14 protein-coding genes are annotated in these 17771 nt (G+C 54.3%); 12 read left to right on the top strand and 2 right to left on the bottom strand.

Annotated elements, in window-relative coordinates; genetic code table 11:
• Window positions 1–12: 12 nt before the first annotated feature.
• On the top strand, window positions 13–585 hold the full coding sequence (locus A3OW_RS0108805) for a hypothetical protein (RefSeq protein WP_020563068.1): 573 nt from the start codon (window positions 13–15) through the stop codon (window positions 583–585).
• Window positions 586–698: 113 nt separating this feature from the next.
• Here A3OW_RS0108805 and A3OW_RS0108800 read toward each other — a convergent pair whose 3' ends face one another.
• Both A3OW_RS0108800 and A3OW_RS0108795 read right to left on the bottom strand, forming a co-directional pair.
• A complete protein-coding gene (locus tag A3OW_RS0108800; protein WP_020563067.1) occupies window positions 699–2102 on the bottom strand; it encodes a heavy metal sensor histidine kinase in 1404 nt (467 codons plus the stop codon).
• Window positions 2099–2776 (bottom strand): heavy metal response regulator transcription factor, encoded by a 678-nt coding sequence (locus tag A3OW_RS0108795; protein ID WP_026223439.1) that lies wholly within the window; start codon window positions 2774–2776, stop codon window positions 2099–2101. Before A3OW_RS0108795 ends, A3OW_RS0108800 begins: the two co-directional genes overlap by 4 nt.
• A 167-nt stretch (window positions 2777–2943) precedes the next feature.
• On the opposite strand from A3OW_RS0108795, the gene A3OW_RS0108790 reads away from it, so the two are divergent.
• The 11 genes from A3OW_RS0108790 (at window position 2944) to A3OW_RS0108750 (ending at window position 17752) form a co-directional block, all read left to right on the top strand.
• A complete protein-coding gene (locus tag A3OW_RS0108790) occupies window positions 2944–3564 on the top strand; it encodes a c-type cytochrome (protein ID WP_198291304.1) in 621 nt (206 codons plus the stop codon).
• A 230-nt stretch (window positions 3565–3794) separates the two neighbouring features.
• Window positions 3795–4565, top strand: coding sequence for an SLOG cluster 4 domain-containing protein (locus tag A3OW_RS24510; RefSeq protein ID WP_051091797.1), 771 nt, complete (start codon window positions 3795–3797; stop codon window positions 4563–4565).
• A 186-nt stretch (window positions 4566–4751) separates the two neighbouring features.
• Window positions 4752–5009, top strand: coding sequence for a hypothetical protein (locus A3OW_RS27760; protein ID WP_157385849.1), 258 nt, complete (start codon window positions 4752–4754; stop codon window positions 5007–5009).
• Between the two features lie 250 nt (window positions 5010–5259).
• Entirely contained in the window at window positions 5260–7005 is a 1746-nt protein-coding gene (locus A3OW_RS0108780) for a copper resistance system multicopper oxidase (RefSeq protein WP_020563063.1), read from the top strand.
• Between the two features lie 32 nt (window positions 7006–7037).
• Window positions 7038–8150 (top strand): copper resistance protein B, encoded by a 1113-nt coding sequence (locus A3OW_RS0108775; protein WP_232422348.1) that lies wholly within the window; start codon window positions 7038–7040, stop codon window positions 8148–8150.
• A gap of 179 nt (window positions 8151–8329) precedes the next feature.
• Entirely contained in the window at window positions 8330–11029 is a 2700-nt protein-coding gene (locus A3OW_RS0108770; protein WP_020563061.1) for a cation-translocating P-type ATPase, read from the top strand.
• Window positions 11030–11122: 93 nt separating this feature from the next.
• A complete protein-coding gene (locus A3OW_RS24505) occupies window positions 11123–11500 on the top strand; it encodes a DUF2934 domain-containing protein (protein WP_232422347.1) in 378 nt (125 codons plus the stop codon).
• A 76-nt stretch (window positions 11501–11576) separates the two neighbouring features.
• Window positions 11577–13823, top strand: coding sequence for a copper-transporting P-type ATPase (locus A3OW_RS0108765; RefSeq protein ID WP_026223437.1), 2247 nt, complete (start codon window positions 11577–11579; stop codon window positions 13821–13823).
• 528 nt (window positions 13824–14351) lie between these two features.
• Window positions 14352–14807 (top strand): hypothetical protein, encoded by a 456-nt coding sequence (locus A3OW_RS27020; protein WP_083918172.1) that lies wholly within the window; start codon window positions 14352–14354, stop codon window positions 14805–14807.
• A 99-nt stretch (window positions 14808–14906) separates the two neighbouring features.
• Window positions 14907–16271 (top strand): TolC family protein, encoded by a 1365-nt coding sequence (locus A3OW_RS0108755; RefSeq protein WP_020563058.1) that lies wholly within the window; start codon window positions 14907–14909, stop codon window positions 16269–16271.
• Window positions 16268–17752: an efflux RND transporter periplasmic adaptor subunit gene (locus tag A3OW_RS0108750; RefSeq protein WP_020563057.1), complete on the top strand. Its 1485-nt coding sequence runs from the start codon at window positions 16268–16270 to the stop codon at window positions 17750–17752. The genes A3OW_RS0108755 and A3OW_RS0108750 overlap by 4 nt, the downstream gene beginning before the upstream one ends.
• The last annotated feature ends 19 nt before the right edge of the window (window positions 17753–17771 follow it).

Below are 17771 nucleotides of genomic sequence, written 5' to 3'. Positions count from 1 at the left end.
GAGGAGGGAATCATGACTATCCATTGGCATAAATTGATCATAATCACTTTAGTCGGCGTACTTTTATTGCTGGAGGGATGTGCGGTTACCCAGCCAGCATTCTATCGGGCTTCCGAATTTAAGCCTGAATTCATAGGTCAGATTACGCTATTGCCAGCTGTTGATGCGCGAATTGATAAGAATGTCGAGGCAAATCTCGAAGATCAATTGCGTGGAGAGGCGGCAACGATCCTCAAGAGGAAAGGATACGCTGTAGTCCTGAGTGGTACTTCGCGCGAGACCGCTGCATTGAGGGGCGATAATCTACGGGCCGCTGACCCTGCCTTGATAAAACGCCTCGGCCCGCCAGAAGCACGCTGGATAATGGTCTTAGCCCTTATTGATCTAAATGTGGATGGCAACACCGACAAGGTGGAAGCATCAGGCTTTTTATATGACAAGGAGAAGGATTTACTCCTATGGCGGGACACAGTTATTTGTCTGGTCGGAGATGGTGGGATATTTGGAGTATTAGTAAATGACGGAAGTGGCGATAAAGCTATTTCAGTCGCAGTTGACGCATTATTAAACAGCATTCCTGAATAAGCTAAGTAAGCGCAGTTGAGGACAGAGAATAGAGAGGACGGCCACGAACTGCCCTCCCGACAATATTGACTTTGTTTCACCACTCAGGGATACCGATGCGGACGGAAGCAGTTCTATAGATCCGCATTAACCGGAAGCCGAATCTCAAACGTTGTGGAGCCGTCCTCCGAATGAACTAAAGCCTCACCGCCATGCGCTTGCGCAATAGAACGTGTGATCGCCAAACCGAGTCCTGCGCCTTCACCAAAACGCTCCCGTGAGCCATGCACCCGGTAGAAACGGTCGAACAGCCTTGACAAATGCTCAGGGGCAATGGTTTCCCCCGTGTTTTTTACCGACATAACGACGGTCGAGCCGCGGGAATTATCAACACGAACCTCTATTTTTCCTCCTTCTGACGTGTGACGCACTGCATTGGAGAGCAGATTGCTGACGGCCCTGCGCAGCATCAATCTGTCGCCGAAAACGACTCCTCTTCCGGAACAGATCATCCTGACATCCTTTTCCTCGACCAACGCCTCATAAAAGTCGGAGAGGCTCTTCACCTCCGCCACCAAATCGACCTTCTCGCGATGGGGAACTAAGAGATTGTTGTCCGATTTGGCCAAGAACAACATGTCGGCAATCATTCGCGACAAACGCTCGAACTCTTCCACGTTGGAAGCCAGTATGTCCCGGTATTCGTCGAGTGACCGGGTCTTGGACAGAGTAACCTGAGTTTGTGTCAGCAAATTGCTGACCGGCGTGCGTAGCTCGTGGGCAATATCCGAGGAAAAATCGGTCAGCCGGCGGAAGGATTGTTCGAGACGAGCCAACATCTCATTCAGGGTTAGCGCTACCTCAGCCAGTTCGACGGGAATGGAGTCGGCCGACAACCGTTGGTGGAGATGGTTTGCTGTAATCCTAGCGGCACTACGACTGATGTCCCGAAGGGGTGCCAATCCCTGGCGCGCGGCTATCCACCCCAAAAAGCCGGTAATTAGGGCCGCCAGACCCATGGCCGTCCATAACGCCGTCCGAAACGAGTGCATGAAATGCTCGTGGTGCGACAGGTCGGTGGATACCCCCACCACCACAGAAGCTGCACCTTCGAGATTAGTCGGCAGTTCGGCGGCAATGCCGCGATAGCGATGATTCTCAGGATCGACCCAGAGTATCGGGCGAGGGTTTTTCTGTCTGGCAACAGCAAGTAACTCTTTGGGTAACTTCGCATCCTCAGTTGGATACAGAGCCTGACCATCCGGCGTCAAGACGACTACCGCCAAACCGGGATGTCCTATCAAGGAATCGTGAAATTGTGTCGGTAGTGCCTTCAGTTCCTGGCTGGAGCGAACTTTTTCCACGGAATGGCGGAGAAGTTCCAGTTTGCCGCCGAGCAATTCCATATCCAAATCTTCAAAATGCCGTTCGACGAGCGAGCCGATCAGCACCCCCAACAGCAGGAGTACCGTCGTCGAAGCCGACGCGAAGAGCAAAGTCAACTTGAAGGTGATGGATTTGCTTACGCTCAACCTCATTCAGCCGCCTCCAGCACGTAGCCCATACCGCGGACGGTGTGGATCAGTTTTGGCTCAAAATCATCATCCACTTTGGCTCTCAGGCGCCGGATAGCAACCTCGATCACGTTGGTATCGCTGTCGAAGTTCATGTCCCAGATTTGGGAGGCGATCAGGGAACGGGGAAGCACCTCGCCTTGGCGCCGCAAAAGGAGTTCCAATAAAGCGAATTCCTTGGATGCTAAATTGATCTTCTTACCGGATCGGGTTACCCGGCGCCGCATCAGGTCGAGTTCAAGGTCGGCGACTCTCAGAAACTCGGACTCTTTGGCCACCGTCCCGCGCCTGAGAAGGGTTCGGACACGGGCCAGTAGCTCCGCAAAGGCAAAAGGTTTCACTAAGTAATCGTCCGCCTCGAGTTCAAGTCCCTTGACCCGATCATCCACACTGTCGCGAGCCGTGAGAAAAAGTACCGGCATGTCTTTTCCCGCTCTGCGGATACCTTGCAGCAGTTGCCACCCGTCGATACCCGGCAGCATCACATCCAAAATTGCCAAGTCGTAAGCTTCTGTTAGCGCCAAATGCAAGCCATCCTGCCCATCCCGCGTTAAATCGACGATGAAGCCGACCTCCTTCAGACCCTGCTTTAGATAATCCCCGATTTTAGGTTCGTCCTCCACGATCAGGATTTTCATCTTAACTCTCACGCGTAATTTGTCCCGGAATGCCCTCATTCTATACTGGCAGCAGGATTCCAGTCTCGAAGATTACATAAAAGTAATCTACGCGTCAGTTTCCTGTTAACTGGGGACCGTAGAATACACGTTCAGACAATCTGCGAGAACTTTCCATGAAAACAATTATGCTGAGCATATTAGGTGTCCTTAGCCTCGGCGCCCTAGCGGTGATTGGCCTGCTCCAGGCCGGAGCGATCGATATGGCGGCCGATACACCCCACAGCCCCGCCGTCTACCGCCTCATTGAGTGGGCGCGGGAACAGTCTATTGTACGCCGGGCCGCCGCCATCGTTCCACCGGACGACTTGTCCGATGCCGGACGGATTCGCCGGGGCGCCGGTAACTACGACGCCATGTGCGCGAACTGCCACCTCTCACCCGGCATCGAAGATTCCGAAATACGAAAAGGCCTCTATCCGCTCCCGCCGAATCTCTCCAAACCTGCAAATGCCGACGATTCCGACCGGACGGATGCCCGCCGGTTCTGGATCATCAAACACGGTGTCAAGGCGTCCGGCATGCCGGCCTGGTCGAAAGGCGGCATGGAAGATGAGGCGATATGGGATCTGACGGCTTTCCTCAAGATCATGCCGGATCTTTCACCGGAAGAGTATCGCCGGCTGGTCGAAGCAAGCGATGGGCATGCCCATGGCGGTCTGGAGGAGCACGGAGCCGAAATGGAAAGCAAGTCCGGCGCCGCACACACTCACGCCACGAAACCGCATGCCCACAAGCACGGCGTATAAGCACTGACTAGGCCCCGGAAAATTACGGAAATGTAATGTCTCGGTCAGCCTCCCGTAAGGAACAACCGTTTAAACTGACTACATTCAAATCAACTAGGAAACCGTCATGAAATCAGTTCTGAAACCCCATCTCCGTATCCTGAAGGTCTGAAGAAGCCGGTAATCACTAGGGAGTATATTATGGGAAAACCCATGCAGCATTGGCAGTATTTCTGAAATAGGAGATCAAGATGGTTCAAGACTCCGTTTGTATGATGAAGTTTACTCCGCGCGAGGCAGGAGCCACCGTGGAATATGGCGGCAAGCTGTACTATTTCTGTTCGCCGGGCTGTCGGGATCGATTCGTGGCTCAGCCCCAACTTTTCGCGGACAAGGTTCCGGCCATGCGACTAACCGTTGGCGTCATGGGTTCGGCAAGCGACGCGACGCTATTGGAAGTGAGTGAGAAAGCGTTCAGCCTCGGAAAAGCCATCGCTGAACGAGGGTTTATCTTAATCACCGGCGCCTGCCCTGGTCTACCCTACGAGTGCGCACGGGGAGCCCAGCAACACGGCGGCACCTCCGTCGGCATTTCGCCGGCCCTGAGCCTGGATGAACACTTGCTCCAATACCGCTCTCCGGCCGACGCCTACGATGTCATCGTCTATACAGGCAGCGGCTTGATGGGACGCGAAGTGACCAATATCCGCTCCAGCGACATGGTCGTCATCATTGGCGGACGTTCGGGCACCCTTGGCGAATTCGCCATCGCCTACGACGAGGGCAAACTCATTGGCGTACTTCAAGGCAGCGGCGGCATCACCGAACGGATCCCCGATTTGGTCAAAAGCATCGATAAGGACAGCGGCGCCCGTTTGGTCTACTCTCCCGATCCATTCGAGCTGGTCGCGCGGATGATCGAGGTTTATATCCAACAGCACTATCGTTGTCCTTCTTGCTTTTGTATGGAACGGGCGGATCGGCAGCCAGCCGAACGTGGCGTGATAGCGCAAGAATCCTGAACTCTATGCCTTGGGAGGCAATTGACGGAGACTTTTTATTCATGACGGGCTTTATTTCACAGCTTCTGCCGGGTGTCCGCGAGTAGACCGCCTAACTCCTACGAAACCCTGTTCGTCCACTTTGACGGCAACACTAGCGTTTTTGCCAAATACTAAATCCACTAAATAACTCTAAAGAAAAAATCTATGAAAAAACTGATCCCCCTCGCCGCTGTCGTCTTTTCCGCGCACAGCTTCGCCGCTACAGACCATAACGCACATGACGGTCATGGCGCGACACATGCGCCTAGCACCGCCGAAACCCCGTCGATCAAAGTATCTGGGCAGACAATCGACAAATCGGCTGGCAAAGTCAAGGCGCCGTCTAAGTCGAAAAATCATGCAAGTCATTCTCGGCCATCCTCTTCAGACGGCCATGCGCATAAACATCCAGACGCCAAATAATAAATTCATCACCATTTTATGCATGTTCTTAATAAATCTATGAAATACGTAAAATTAGCATTAATAACCGCACTGTTAGCCGCTATTTCTGCGTGCGCAACAGATCCCAATAGATCTAAAGATGAGGATCACTCACATCATGGCAGCAGCGGCGGACATAGCCACTAAAGTAATGACAGCTTGAGATCCCGATGACTTCATCGTCAGGCGACTCGGCCGAATATGATGACTTGCCTGAGTAAACATCACAATGAAGCCTATTTCCAAATCTTCGTTAATATTGCCTAACCTTTCTCGCCGGCGCTTCATTGAAGGGCTAGCGGCTGGAGGAATTTTATTAGGGCTATCGCCGTGGATCAAAACGGCTCAAGCCAAGGAAACAAAGCAATTCGCCGAGGTACTGGCCGGCACGGAGTTCGACCTTACGATAGCGGAAACATCGGTTAACTTTACCGGTGCGCAACGTGCGGCAACCACCGTTAATGGTTCGATTCCTGCGCCGACACTGCGTTGGCGAGAGGGGGATACGGTGACGCTTCGCGTCACCAACCGCCTCGCCGAGGAAACGTCGATTCATTGGCACGGCATCCTCCCGCCTTATCAAATGGATGGGGTACCGGGTATCAGCTTTAAAGGCATCGCGCCGGGGGAAACCTTTACCTATCGCTTCAAGGTGCAACAATCCGGCACCTACTGGTACCATTCCCACTCCGGCATGCAGGAGCAGACCGGCTTATACGGCGCGATCATCGTTGAGCCGGCCGGCGCCGACCCGATCCGCGCCGATCGCGACTACGTGGTGCAGTTGTCCGACTGGACCGACGAAGACCCGATGCGGGTCTTCGATAAGCTTAAGAACCAAAGCGACTACTACAACTTCAACCAGCCGACGTCTGTCGATTTTTCCCGCGATGTCGCCAATGAAGGGATGGTATCGGCTATTCAGAAGCGGCACATGTGGAACATGATGCGCATGAACTACACCGATCTGTCAGACATTTCCGCCTATACCTACACTTACCTGATGAACGGCACGACGCCGGCCGGCAACTGGACCGGGCTGTTCCGTCCTGGCGAGAAGGTGCGGCTGCGCTTCATCAATTCCGGCTCTATGACGTTTTTCGATGTGCGGATACCGGGTCTCAAAATGACGGTGGTTCAGGCCGACGCACAGAACGTCGAGCCGGTCTCGGTGGATGAATTCCGCATCGGACCGGCGGAGACCTATGATGTCATTGTGACACCCGAAGAAGAAGCCTATACCATCTTTGCCCAGTCGATGGACCGTACCGGCTATGCCCGCGGCACGCTGGCAACGCGTGCCGGCATGGCAGCGGCGGTGCCTTCTCCAGATAAACCCCAACCACTCACGATGGCCGATATGATGGGCGACATGGGCAGTGGCGGAATGGCGGGAATGAATCACGGCGGTATGGCTATGGATCACAGCGCTCATGCCAAGGGCGGCGGACAGGTGCGCGTGCGTCACGCCAGTACCGAATATGGCGCCAGCGTGGATATGCGGGTGGACACGCCGCGCACCAATCTGGATGATCCCGGCATCGGCCTGCGCAACAATGGCCGCCGGGTGCTGACTTATGCCGATCTGCATACCGTCGGTGGGCCTCTGGATACGAGCAAACCGGCTCGGGAAATCGAGCTTCATATCACCGGCAACATGGAGCGTTATAGTTGGTCGCTCGATGGCCTCGAGTTCGGCGAATCCACCCCGATACATTTTCGTTACGGCGAGCGGCTGCGCGTGATTCTGGTCAATGACACGATGATGACCCACCCCATGCATCTGCATGGCATGTGGCAGGAACTGGAAAGCCCGGACGGACGTTTCCAGGTGCGCAAACATACGATCATTGTGCAGCCCGCGCAGCGTGTGACTTTCCTCGCCACCCCCGACGGCTTGGGCCGTTGGGCGTGGCATTGCCACCTGTTCTTGCACATGCATGCGGGCATGATGCGTGAAGTGGTTGTGGCCTGAAGATGAAGGCATCAAACAGGCGTAATCGAAGAGTGAAACAGAAAACAATGATGACCCGGCGAATATATAGGATTGTCGCTTTGTTGGTTTTTAAACTGTCTTCCTCCTGGGCACAAGACCTATCAACCGTGGAAAACGGTCAAACGCATGCCGAGCACGCCAATCATTCCGTACAGACGGAGCAGAAGCGGCATAAAATAAAGCACGGTGCAAAAACAAAGCCAGCCCCGGAAAAAACATCCGAAGAGATAAGACCGGTGCATGGCATGAATCATAGCAAGATGAATCACAATATCATGCCGAGCATGAACCAAGGGAATAAGTCTGGCACAGATGAAGGTTCAGGGCATGATAGGAAGCATGGCGAGGTTTCAGGCAAGACTGACCATATGAACCAGATGAGTGACGAATCGATGTCCATGCAGGGCGGCTCGGCCCCACCCGATGCTCGCGATCCACATGCCTACTCAGATGGTTACGACTTCGGCCCGATCCCACGACCCAGGATGGGGGACGAAGATAACTTTGGTTCGTTGCTGGTCGATCGACTCGAAAGTGTGATGGCACGCAACAACACGTCCATGACTTATGACTGGCAAGCCTGGTATGGCCAGACTTATGACCGCGCACTCATTCGAGCCGAAGGCGAGATTGAAGACGGAACATTTAAAGACGCACGTAACGAGCTGCTTTGGGCCCACGCCATTACCGCTTATTTGGACACCCAGTTGGGCATACGTTACGATAGTGGCAAAGGAACTGATCGCGGCTGGCTCGCCTTCGGTGTTCAAGGGTTGTTACCTTACTGGTTATATGTGGAAGCGACGGCTTATGTTAATGAGCAAGGCCGTACCGCATTCCGTCTCGAAACAGAATACGACTTATTGCTGACGCAAAAGCTCATTTTGCAGCCACGCATTGAGATGAATTTTTATAGCCAACGAGACGATACGCGGAACGTGAGCAGCGGCTTGTCCAACATTGAAGCAGGTCTGCGCCTGCGTTACGAGATTCGCCGGGAATTGGCCCCCTATGTCGGCATCGAATGGGCCAGTCGATTTGGCTCTGCGGCGGATAATATCAGGGCTTCGGGTAATGCTGCCGACGAAACGCGACTTGTTGCCGGGGTACGCTTCTGGTTTTGATCCTTCGGCACTTCATCGTACATTTTTAACGCCCCATGGAAATCGCCGGATTACGTTTGAGCAGGGTAAATATATATCGCAGATATATGGCTTCATACAAAACTGAGGATGGGCGTATTACCATCCGTTCCGGTTAGTTAATTTTCATTCTTGATGTCAATGGAAGGAGAAACACCACCATGAACACATGGCACAACCCCTCGATTACCGAAGCCGCCAGCCTTCTTACTACCGATATAGAGCATGGACTTTCCGATAAGGAAGCGAAAAAACGGCTCGAACGGTATGGGCAGAATAAACTCCGCAAGGGCAAACGATTTTCGGCCTTGGCTATTTTTGTTAGCCAGTTCAAAAGCCTAGTTATTTGGGTATTGATGGGTGCGGCAGCGGTTTCCGCCGCATTGGGCGAAACGGTAGACGGCATCGCCATCATTGCCATCGTAATTTTAAACGCCGTGATTGGTTTTTTTCAGGAGTATCGTGCCGAAAAGGCGGCGGCAGCGTTGGCTCGTCTGACCGCACCCCATTGCCGGGTGGTGCGTGGCGGCCATAGCGTGGTAGTCGCTGCGACTGAAATAGTCCCTGGCGATATTCTATTGCTTGAAGGCGGGGACCTGGTCGCTGCGGACGCTCGCCTGATTCAAGCATCTGTTCTTCGCATCAATGAAGCACCACTGACCGGGGAATCACAAGCGGTTGGTAAGTTCACCGGCAATTTGCCTCCGGAAACCCCACTGGCGGAGCGGAAAAACATGGTTTTCCTCGGCACCAGCGTGACAGGTGGCACCGGTCGCGCCTTAGTGGTTGATACCGGGATGGAAACAGAACTCGGCCATATTGCCAAACTGCTGGAGACCGCCGAAAGTGGAGAAACCCCACTGCAACGTCAACTTAATCGGGTAGCGCGCTTGTTGTTGTGGGCCTGTTTCGGCATCGTCGCGCTGATTTTCAGCCTCGGATTATTGCGAGGAATTGCACCGTTTGAGCTTTTCTTGAGCGCAGTGAGTCTTGCCGTAGCGGCCATTCCCGAAGGTCTGCCGGCGGTGGTGACTGTCGCGCTCGCTTTGGGGGTGCAGCGCATGGTGCAGCGTCATGCCTTGGTGCGACGCCTGGCCTCGGTTGAAACGCTAGGCCGAGCTCAGGTTATCTGTACCGACAAGACCGGCACGCTGACGATGGGTGAAATGACGGTCCGCAAGTTGATTACCTCGGAGAGCTTATATCGTGTCACCGGCGAAGGTTATGTCACGGAAGGAGCCTTCTTTTCCGGCAACATAGAAAGTCCGCCATGGAAAATCCCAGAACTCCTAGCCTTGTTGCGCGCGTCGGCCGCCTGCAATGATGCCGAATTGACCTTAATCGATGACCGGCCAGGAATAGTGGGCGATCCCACCGAGGGGGCGCTGCTGGTAGCCTCTGCAAAAGGCGGTATTACCCGGGCGATTATAGAAACTGAAATGCCGCGTCTGGCTGTTGTGCCCTTCGATTCCGACCGCAAACGCATGACGGTTATCCGTAGTCGGGAAAGCCGTTCCTGGGCATTCGTCAAAGGCGCGCCCGAAGTTATCCTTCACCGTTGCACCTTGATCCGTACCGGCCAGGGAGTAAGGGAATTGACTGAGATCGATCGCAGCCGGTTGCTCCAGGCTAATACCTTACTGGCACATGATGCCCTACGCGTCCTTGCCATCGCTGAGCGCCCCCTGGGTGGCTTCAGCTTCGAAGATGGCATGGTGGTAAACGATAGCGAAATCGAGCAGGAGCTTACCCTTTTGGGGCTTGTAGGCTTACAGGATCCACCTCGTGCCGAGGCGAAGGCGGCCGTGGGCAAGTGCATACGGGCCGGCATCAAAACCGTGATGATTACCGGCGACCATCCGGATACGGCACGGGCAATAGGCCATGAATTAGGCATTCTGGGCAAGGGTGACGAAGTTCTCGTAGGCGCCGAGCTTGACAGGCTGGATGACGAAGCGCTGAAGGAACGTGTAGCTCAGGTTTCGGTTTATGCGCGGGTTACGGCTGAGCACAAGCTCAGGATTGTCCGCGCTTGGAAGTCGCTGGATGCAGTCGTGGCGATGACGGGGGATGGGGTTAACGATGCGCCTGCGATCAAAGAGGCGTCCATCGGTATCGCCATGGGCATCACCGGCACCGAGGTGACCAAGGAGGCCGCCGATATCATCATCACCGATGACAATTTTGCCTCCATTGTTGCTGCCGTAGAAGAAGGACGGGGCATTTATGACAACATCGCCAAAACCTTGGCCTATCTGCTGGCAGGGAATACCGGCGAATTGATCGTGATGCTGAGCGCGGTCCTTCTGGGTTGGCCGCTGCCGCTTCTGCCGCTGCATCTTCTGTGGATCAACTTGGTGACAGACGGTTTGCCGGCGCTCGCTCTGGCGACTGATCCGATTGATCCCGACGTATTGAATCGCCCTCCGCGACACTCCCAAGAAACCCTATTCAACTGGAACTTCCTCAAATTAACCCTGCTCACCGGCTTGCTGACCGCCGGCGTCACGCTTGGCGTGTTCGCCTATGAACTCTACATCGACAACAGCCTTGAACAAGCCCGCGATGCCGCCTTCACCGCCCTGGTGATAGCAGAACTGCTGCGCGCCTTCGGCGCACGGAGTGAGCAGCGCACCATTTGGCAGATCGGCCTGTTTTCCAATTTGCGTTTGTTTCTGATTGTGGCAGTAAGTTTCGCCTTGCAGTTGGCGATACACCATGTGCCCATGCTGCAAAAGCTGTTTCAGATCGAACCAGTAACGTTAAATCAATGTGTGGTCTGGATCGGGGTTGGATCTATACCGCTGATTATCCTGGAACTGAGAAAAGTCATCCGCCGCCCTCAAACAAAGAAGGTTTGAAATAGAACTGAAGTTTCAAGAAAACACACTATCTTATGCTTTGGAAATGGCGATCCTTTAATTTTTCATCTAAATTGCACCATAAATCAAATTGTGGAAAACATAATTCGTCTCCAATGGATTTCGGAAAATGCTTATTACAAAGCAGAAGCCAGAAATTTTGCACCCGGCAGGGAGCTTGAGGATTGGCTGGCAGCCGAAAAAGAATATGTAAAGATGCAAATTGCACTTTATCTGACTATGGTTGAAGAAGATGGTGCTATGACTCTCCTGGGTCTACAACAACTGGCAAGATTGGTGGGGGTTGAAAACCCTGAATGTAACAATTTGAAAATCGAACTGATTCATTCCATCCAGAATGCGAGTCAGCATCGACCCTGCTTTCGAACGGATACAAGCAATACCTGTCAAGAAGAAGACTGTATATGGAGAGCTGAATGTCACAAATTGATTGCGGTGTGGTATCGCTAACCGGAAAATACTGGTGTTTCAGCCAGACAGAGTAAGCGGCTCTTTTGCCTACCGTCTACGACTATAGGGTATGACAATGACAAATTACGCTCATGAAAATACTTACACCTGCCCGATGCACCCCGAGATTCGCCAGACACAGCCGGGCAACTGCCCCAAATGCGGCATGGCCTTAGAGATAGCGATAGCTTCCGCTCCCGGTGGGCGCACGGAATATGTCTGCCCGATGCATCCGGAAGTGGTCCGCCAGGCGCCCGGATTCTGCCCCAAGTGCGGCATGGCCCTGGAATCTCGCAATGCTTCAGATGAGGAAGAGGAAAACCAAGAACTTAGCGATATGCGGCGAAGGTTTTGGGTCAGTTTTACCCTGTCCTTGCCGGTGTTTTTGGTCGCGATGCTGCATGACCTGATGCCGGCCTCTGTGTCCGGTTGGTTATCTCTACGCCAACTCCAATGGCTGGAATTCGCCTTGGCCACGCCGGTCGTGTTGTGGGGCGGCTGGCCTTTTTTTCAACGCGGCTTGACTTCTGTACTGACTCGCCGCCTGAATATGTTTACCTTGATTGCGTTGGGAATCGGCGTAGCCTGGATTTACAGCGCGCTGGCCACCTTTCTGCCGCAGATTTTTCCGCCGTCGTTACGAGATCAGCATGGCTTGGTAGCCGTGTACTTCGAAGCGGCGGCCGTGATCACGACTCTGGTTTTACTCGGCCAAGTGCTGGAATTGCGGGCAAGAAGCCGAACCAGCGCGGCAATTAAACTCTTGCTGGGATTGGCGCCTAAGACCGCGCGGCTTCACCATGCCGACGGCAGTGAGACGGATATTCCCCTAGAGCAGGTGAAACCCGGCGATATTCTGCGGGTGCGACCAGGCGAAAAAGTGCCAGTGGACGGTGTCGTGATCGAGGGCACCAGTTCGGTCGATGAGTCGATGGTGACAGGAGAGCCGATTCCGGTCGAAAAAGTGGCGGATATGCCGCTGATCGGTGCGACGATTAACGGGACAGGAAGTTTGTTGATGCGTGCCGAACGGGTCGGCAGCGAAACCCTGCTTTCTCAAATTGTGCATATGGTCAGTGAAGCGCAACGCAGCCGGGCGCCGATTCAAAAATTGGCCGATACGGTTTCCGGCTACTTTGTTCCCGCGGTGGTACTGACGGCCGTCATTACACTTGTAGTTTGGTGGGGTTGGGGTCCTGAGCCCCGATTAGCGCATGCCGTCGTGAACGCAGTAGCGGTGTTGATCATTGCTTGTCCCTGCGCCCTGGGATTGGCTACCCCGATGTCGATCATGGTCGGTACTGGGCGCGGGGCGACGGCGGGCGTCCTGATTAAAAATGCCGAAGCGCTGGAAGTGATGGAAAAAGTGGATACCTTGGTCGTTGATAAAACCGGCACGCTGACCGAAGGCAAACCGCGACTGATCATGGTCGAGGCGGTCAATGGCTTCAGTAAGGAAGAGGTCTTGGACTATGCGGCCAGTCTGGAACGTGCCAGTGAACATCCGCTTGCGGCGGCAATCAGCAAAGGCGCAGAAGCGCAGGGGATAAAGCCATTGCCGGTCACCGAGTTTCAATCGCTGACCGGCAGAGGGGTCATAGGGATGATAAACGGCAGGAAGGTTGCTTTGGGGAATGCGCAGCTGATGAAGGAGTCTGGCATCACGACAGACTTGCTGGCTAACTCGATAGAGGCACTGAGCAAACAAGGACACACGGTGATGATGATCGGGATCGACGGTAAAGCGGCTGGACTTCTCAGCGTAGCCGATCCGATCAAGCCCACAACCTTCAAAGCATTGGCGGACTTGCATCAAGAAGGCATTCGGGTGGTGATGCTGACCGGAGACAACCGCACAACAGCCGCGTTTGTGGCCAAAAGCCTGGGAATCGATCAAGTGCAGGCGGAAGTGTTGCCGGAGCAAAAAACTGAAGTGATCAAAAAACTACAGAGCGAAGGCCGCACCGTCGCGATGGCTGGCGACGGCATCAACGATGCGCCGGCGTTGGCGGCGGCCCATATCGGGATCGCGATGGGTACGGGCACGGACGTCGCGATGGAAAGTGCCGGTATTACGCTCGTGAAAGGTGATCTGATGGGGCTGGTCAAAGCCCGCCATTTAAGTCGAGCGACTTTGCGTAATATCCGCCAAAATCTGTTCTTCGCGTTTATCTATAATGCCCTTGGCGTGCCTATTGCCGCCGGCGTGCTCTATCCGTTTTTCGGTATTCTCTTGTCGCCGATGATTGCGGCGGCAGCAATGAGTCTGAGTTCGGTTTCGGTCATCAGCAATGCGTTGCGGCTAAGGCGTATCACACTATAAATGAGAGATTGACAGGGCAAAGGGGGAGAAGAGTGCCTATTCATATTCCATCACAAACCAGCCGCTCCTTCCGATTGAAAACCGCCAACAGTTCCGATTCAAACCCAGGCCATTGATTCCGATACAATTACGCCAGTAGTGAATGTCGGTTTTTAGGTAAGACGAATTGGCGCTTTCGACCGAGGCTGTGTCAAAACGCAAAAATCCAAAAGCCTGTGGTTTGGTAATGCCTGATTACGGACAAAATATTAGCCTTAGTGGAGCCAATCATTGATCTGTTGCTCCTCTTAGGCTGATCGGTAGAGCATTTTACATGTCAGGCAAGTTTAGTGATGAGTTTTGACACGGTCTGGGCCCTATGGCGACATTCGCTTTATATTTCTATAAGGCTGCACATTTATAGATTGCAGACATTCATAGTTTGGAAAAGCCTCCGTTCACATGCTCATGCCCATCTAGTCGGGGCGCAAATACCTCCATATATGCCAGAAAGCTTGTGTTTTTGACTTTATGGTATAATGACTAATTATGGATACTTTACGACGTTCCAAAACTTGGCTTTCTTTTGTGCTAATCCTTACGGTACTTGGTCATTTCGGCCTTAGTCATGAGGAGTCGGCCTTTGTGCTGTGTTTTGGTGCTGACGGTCATGTCGCCGTAGAGCGCATCAGTCAAGATCATGGCGCCAATGCGGATAAAGCTACTCAGCACAAGGACGGGGCTAACGCCTATATCACGGACGGCGATTCACCCTGCACGTCGCCTTGCACCGATATCCCCCTAGCCGGCGATGACCATGGCGCCCATGTTCCCTTATCAGTTTTATCTAAAATATCGCTCGATCTTGGGCTGTTGCCCCTATTTTTCCTTGTTTTTTTCCTCATACCCTACGCCAGGGTAATTCCACAGCGACATTTTTTTTCCGATCCTCTTTTCACGGATTCCCGGCTGCTTAGCCTACGCAGTACCGTTCTTCTGATTTAGCCCGCTCTTCATAGCCGTAACCCGCCGGCCGATGGCGCAGGTTTGCGCCTGCTTGTCCGCTCGGCGTTCGTTCCAATCCACGCTACGGAGAGACTATCCATGTGCTCGAATTATGCGCTGCCGTTCGGCATCGCCCTCAGTATCATCATTGCAGCCGGTCCAGCCGGTGCCGATCCGACAGACCAGAAAACGCCGCTCGTCCATCTGGAAAACCAGAATCAGGCGGAGCGCGATCCAAGCGCGTCCGACGAACCGGCCGGAACTTTGGTTTTGCCGCAGGCGCTGGCCCTGGCCTTGACCCAAAACCCAGAACTCGCCGCCTTTTCCTGGGAGACCCGCGCACGGGAAGCGGCCGCTTTGCAAGCGAGCTTTTTCCCGAATCCGACTTTCGGCGCGAATGCGGCGAACTTCGGCAACCGCTCGATTCAAGGCTTCGACGGCGATGTGGTGACCTTGGAACTCAGCCAGTTGATCGAATTGGGCGGCAAGCGCGCGGCTCGAACGGAGGCCGCCGCCCTGACCAAAGAATTGGCCGATTGGGATTACGAATCCAAGCGCATTGATGTCCTAACCCAGGTCTCCCAGGCCTTCATTGAGGTGCTGGCGGCGCAACAACGTCTGTCGCTGACACAGCAAATTCAGGAACTGGCGAATCAGATGCTGGTGATGACGTCCGCGCGGGTCCAGGCCGGCAAGGTCTCGCCCGTCGAAGAGACCAAGGCCAAAACGGCCCGCGCTTCGGTGCAGATTGAACTGATGCGCGCCCAAAGAGAATTGGAAGCGGCCCGCAAGCGTCTCGCCGCGAGCTGGGGCAGCGCCGCTCCCCGCTTCGAGGCGGTCGCCGGCGATCTGAACGCCATTCGTCCCCCGCCATCTTTAGAGTCGCTGCTGCAGCGGCTCGCCAACAATCCGGATTTGGCCCGCTGGGCTACGGAAATCACGCAGCGGCAGGCGCTGATTACGGTGGAAAAATCCAAGGTCATTCCCGATGTGACGGCAACGCTAGGGGCGAGCAAGTACCTGATGCCTAACGATTATGCGCTCGTAGTCGGTTTTTCGATACCGCTGCCGGCATTCAACCGCAACCAGGGCGGCATCCTCGAAGCCGAGCATCGGCTGACCAAAGCGGAGGAAGACCGCCGCAGCGCAGAGGTGAGGATTGCGACCGCATTGAACACCGCCTATCAGCGCTTAAACGCCGCACATGCCGAGGTCTCGGCGCTGCGGCAGGAAGTTTTGCCCGGCGCGCAAAGCGCCTACGCTGCCGCCCGCGAAGGCTATCGTTTAGGCAAGTTCGGCTTTCTGGACGTGCTCGATGCGCAGCGCACCCTGTTCGGAGCCAAAACCCAGTACCTGCAGGCGCAGGCGGATTATCACAAGGCGGTGGCCGAGGTGGAGCGATTGATCGGCGGCGGTCTGGACGACGGTGCCTTGGCCAGTCTTAAACAGGAGGCATCGCAATGAAAACGAAACAGAGTTTGATTATTTCCGGATTGATCGCGGTCGGCATCGTGCTTGCCGTATTGATCCTGCGCCTAGAGCCGCCTACCCATACAGAGGAAGAAAGCGAGTCGCATGAAGCAAAAACTGATGATAACGGAGGTCCGCACGGCGGCAAGCTTTTCGTCAAAGGCGACTTCGAACTGGAAATCCTGCTCGCGGAAGACGAAGGCGAACCGCGCTTCCGCATTTATCTGTTTAATCAGGATAAGCCTCTGCCGCCGAATGCCGCCCAGGTGTCGGTGATAGTGACGCGGCCGGATGGCGAGAAGCAGAACATCGGCTTTGTGTCGGAAAAGGATTTTTTGCAGAGCGCCCAGCCAATCGAGGAGCCGCACGTATTCGAGGCAACCGTGATTGCGCAGCATGATAGCCAGTCGCTGCAATTTTCCTGGGTTAAAGAAGAGGGGAAAATCAATCTGACCGATCAGCAGGTCAAGGAAGCAGGTGTAAAGACCCAGACAGCAGGTGGCGCGCACATCAAAAACGTAGTGACCCTGCCGGGTGAAATTCGCTTCAATGAAGATAAAACGTCTCACGTCGTCCCTCGTCTAGCCGGTGTGGTCGAGGTTATATCCGCCAACCTCGGAGACCCGGTTAAGAAAGGTCAAGTGCTGGTAGTGATTGCAAGTACCGGACTGGCGGAACAACGTAGCGAGTTGCTCTCCGCACAAAAACGTCTGGAACTGGCTCGTGCCACCTTTGCGCGGGAAAAGCACTTGTGGGGGGCAAAGATCTCGGCGGAGCAGGACTACCTGCAAGCCCGACAAGTAATGAACGAGGCGGAAATCGCCGTACATAATGCTCAACAGAAGTTGATGGCGCTTGGCGCAAGTCCAAATGTATCGGTCAACTCCGGTTCGCTCAACCGATACGAGATTCGTGCGCCGTTCGACGGCATGATAGTCGAAAAGCATATTGCCCTGGGTGAAGCGGTCAAAGAAGATGCGAGCATCTTCACCATTTCCGATTTGTCGTCGGTGTGGGCCGAGATCATCGTATCGGCGAAGGATCTCAATGTGGTTCGGGTTGGCGACAAGGTCACGATCAAGGCCACGGCACTCGACTCCACGGCATCCGGCACCGTGTCCTATGTCGGCGCACTGATGGGCGAACAAACCCGCACCGCCAAGGCTCGCGTGACACTGGAGAATCCGCAGATGGCATGGCGACCGGGGTTATTTATCACTGTCGAGATTGTTGCGAAAGAGACCGAAGTGCCGGTCGCCGTGCCGTCCGATGCCATCCAGACCGTCAACGATAAACCGACGATTTTTATTCGCGTGCCGGGGGGCTTTATCGCCCAACCGGTCACGACCGGATTATCCGATGGCAAAGCCACCGAGATCGTGACCGGACTCAAACCCGGTACCGAATACGCCGTTAATGGCAGCTTCGTGCTCAAATCTGAACAGGGTAAAGAAGGAGCCTCACATGAGCATTAATGTAATAGCCAGTTCTACT

This window comes from Methylosarcina fibrata AML-C10 (assembly GCF_000372865.1).
Classification (GTDB): Bacteria; Pseudomonadota; Gammaproteobacteria; order Methylococcales; family Methylomonadaceae; genus Methylosarcina; species Methylosarcina fibrata.
The sequence above is the reverse complement of the archived record's forward strand: the minus strand, read 5'-3'. Positions and strand labels throughout refer to the sequence as shown.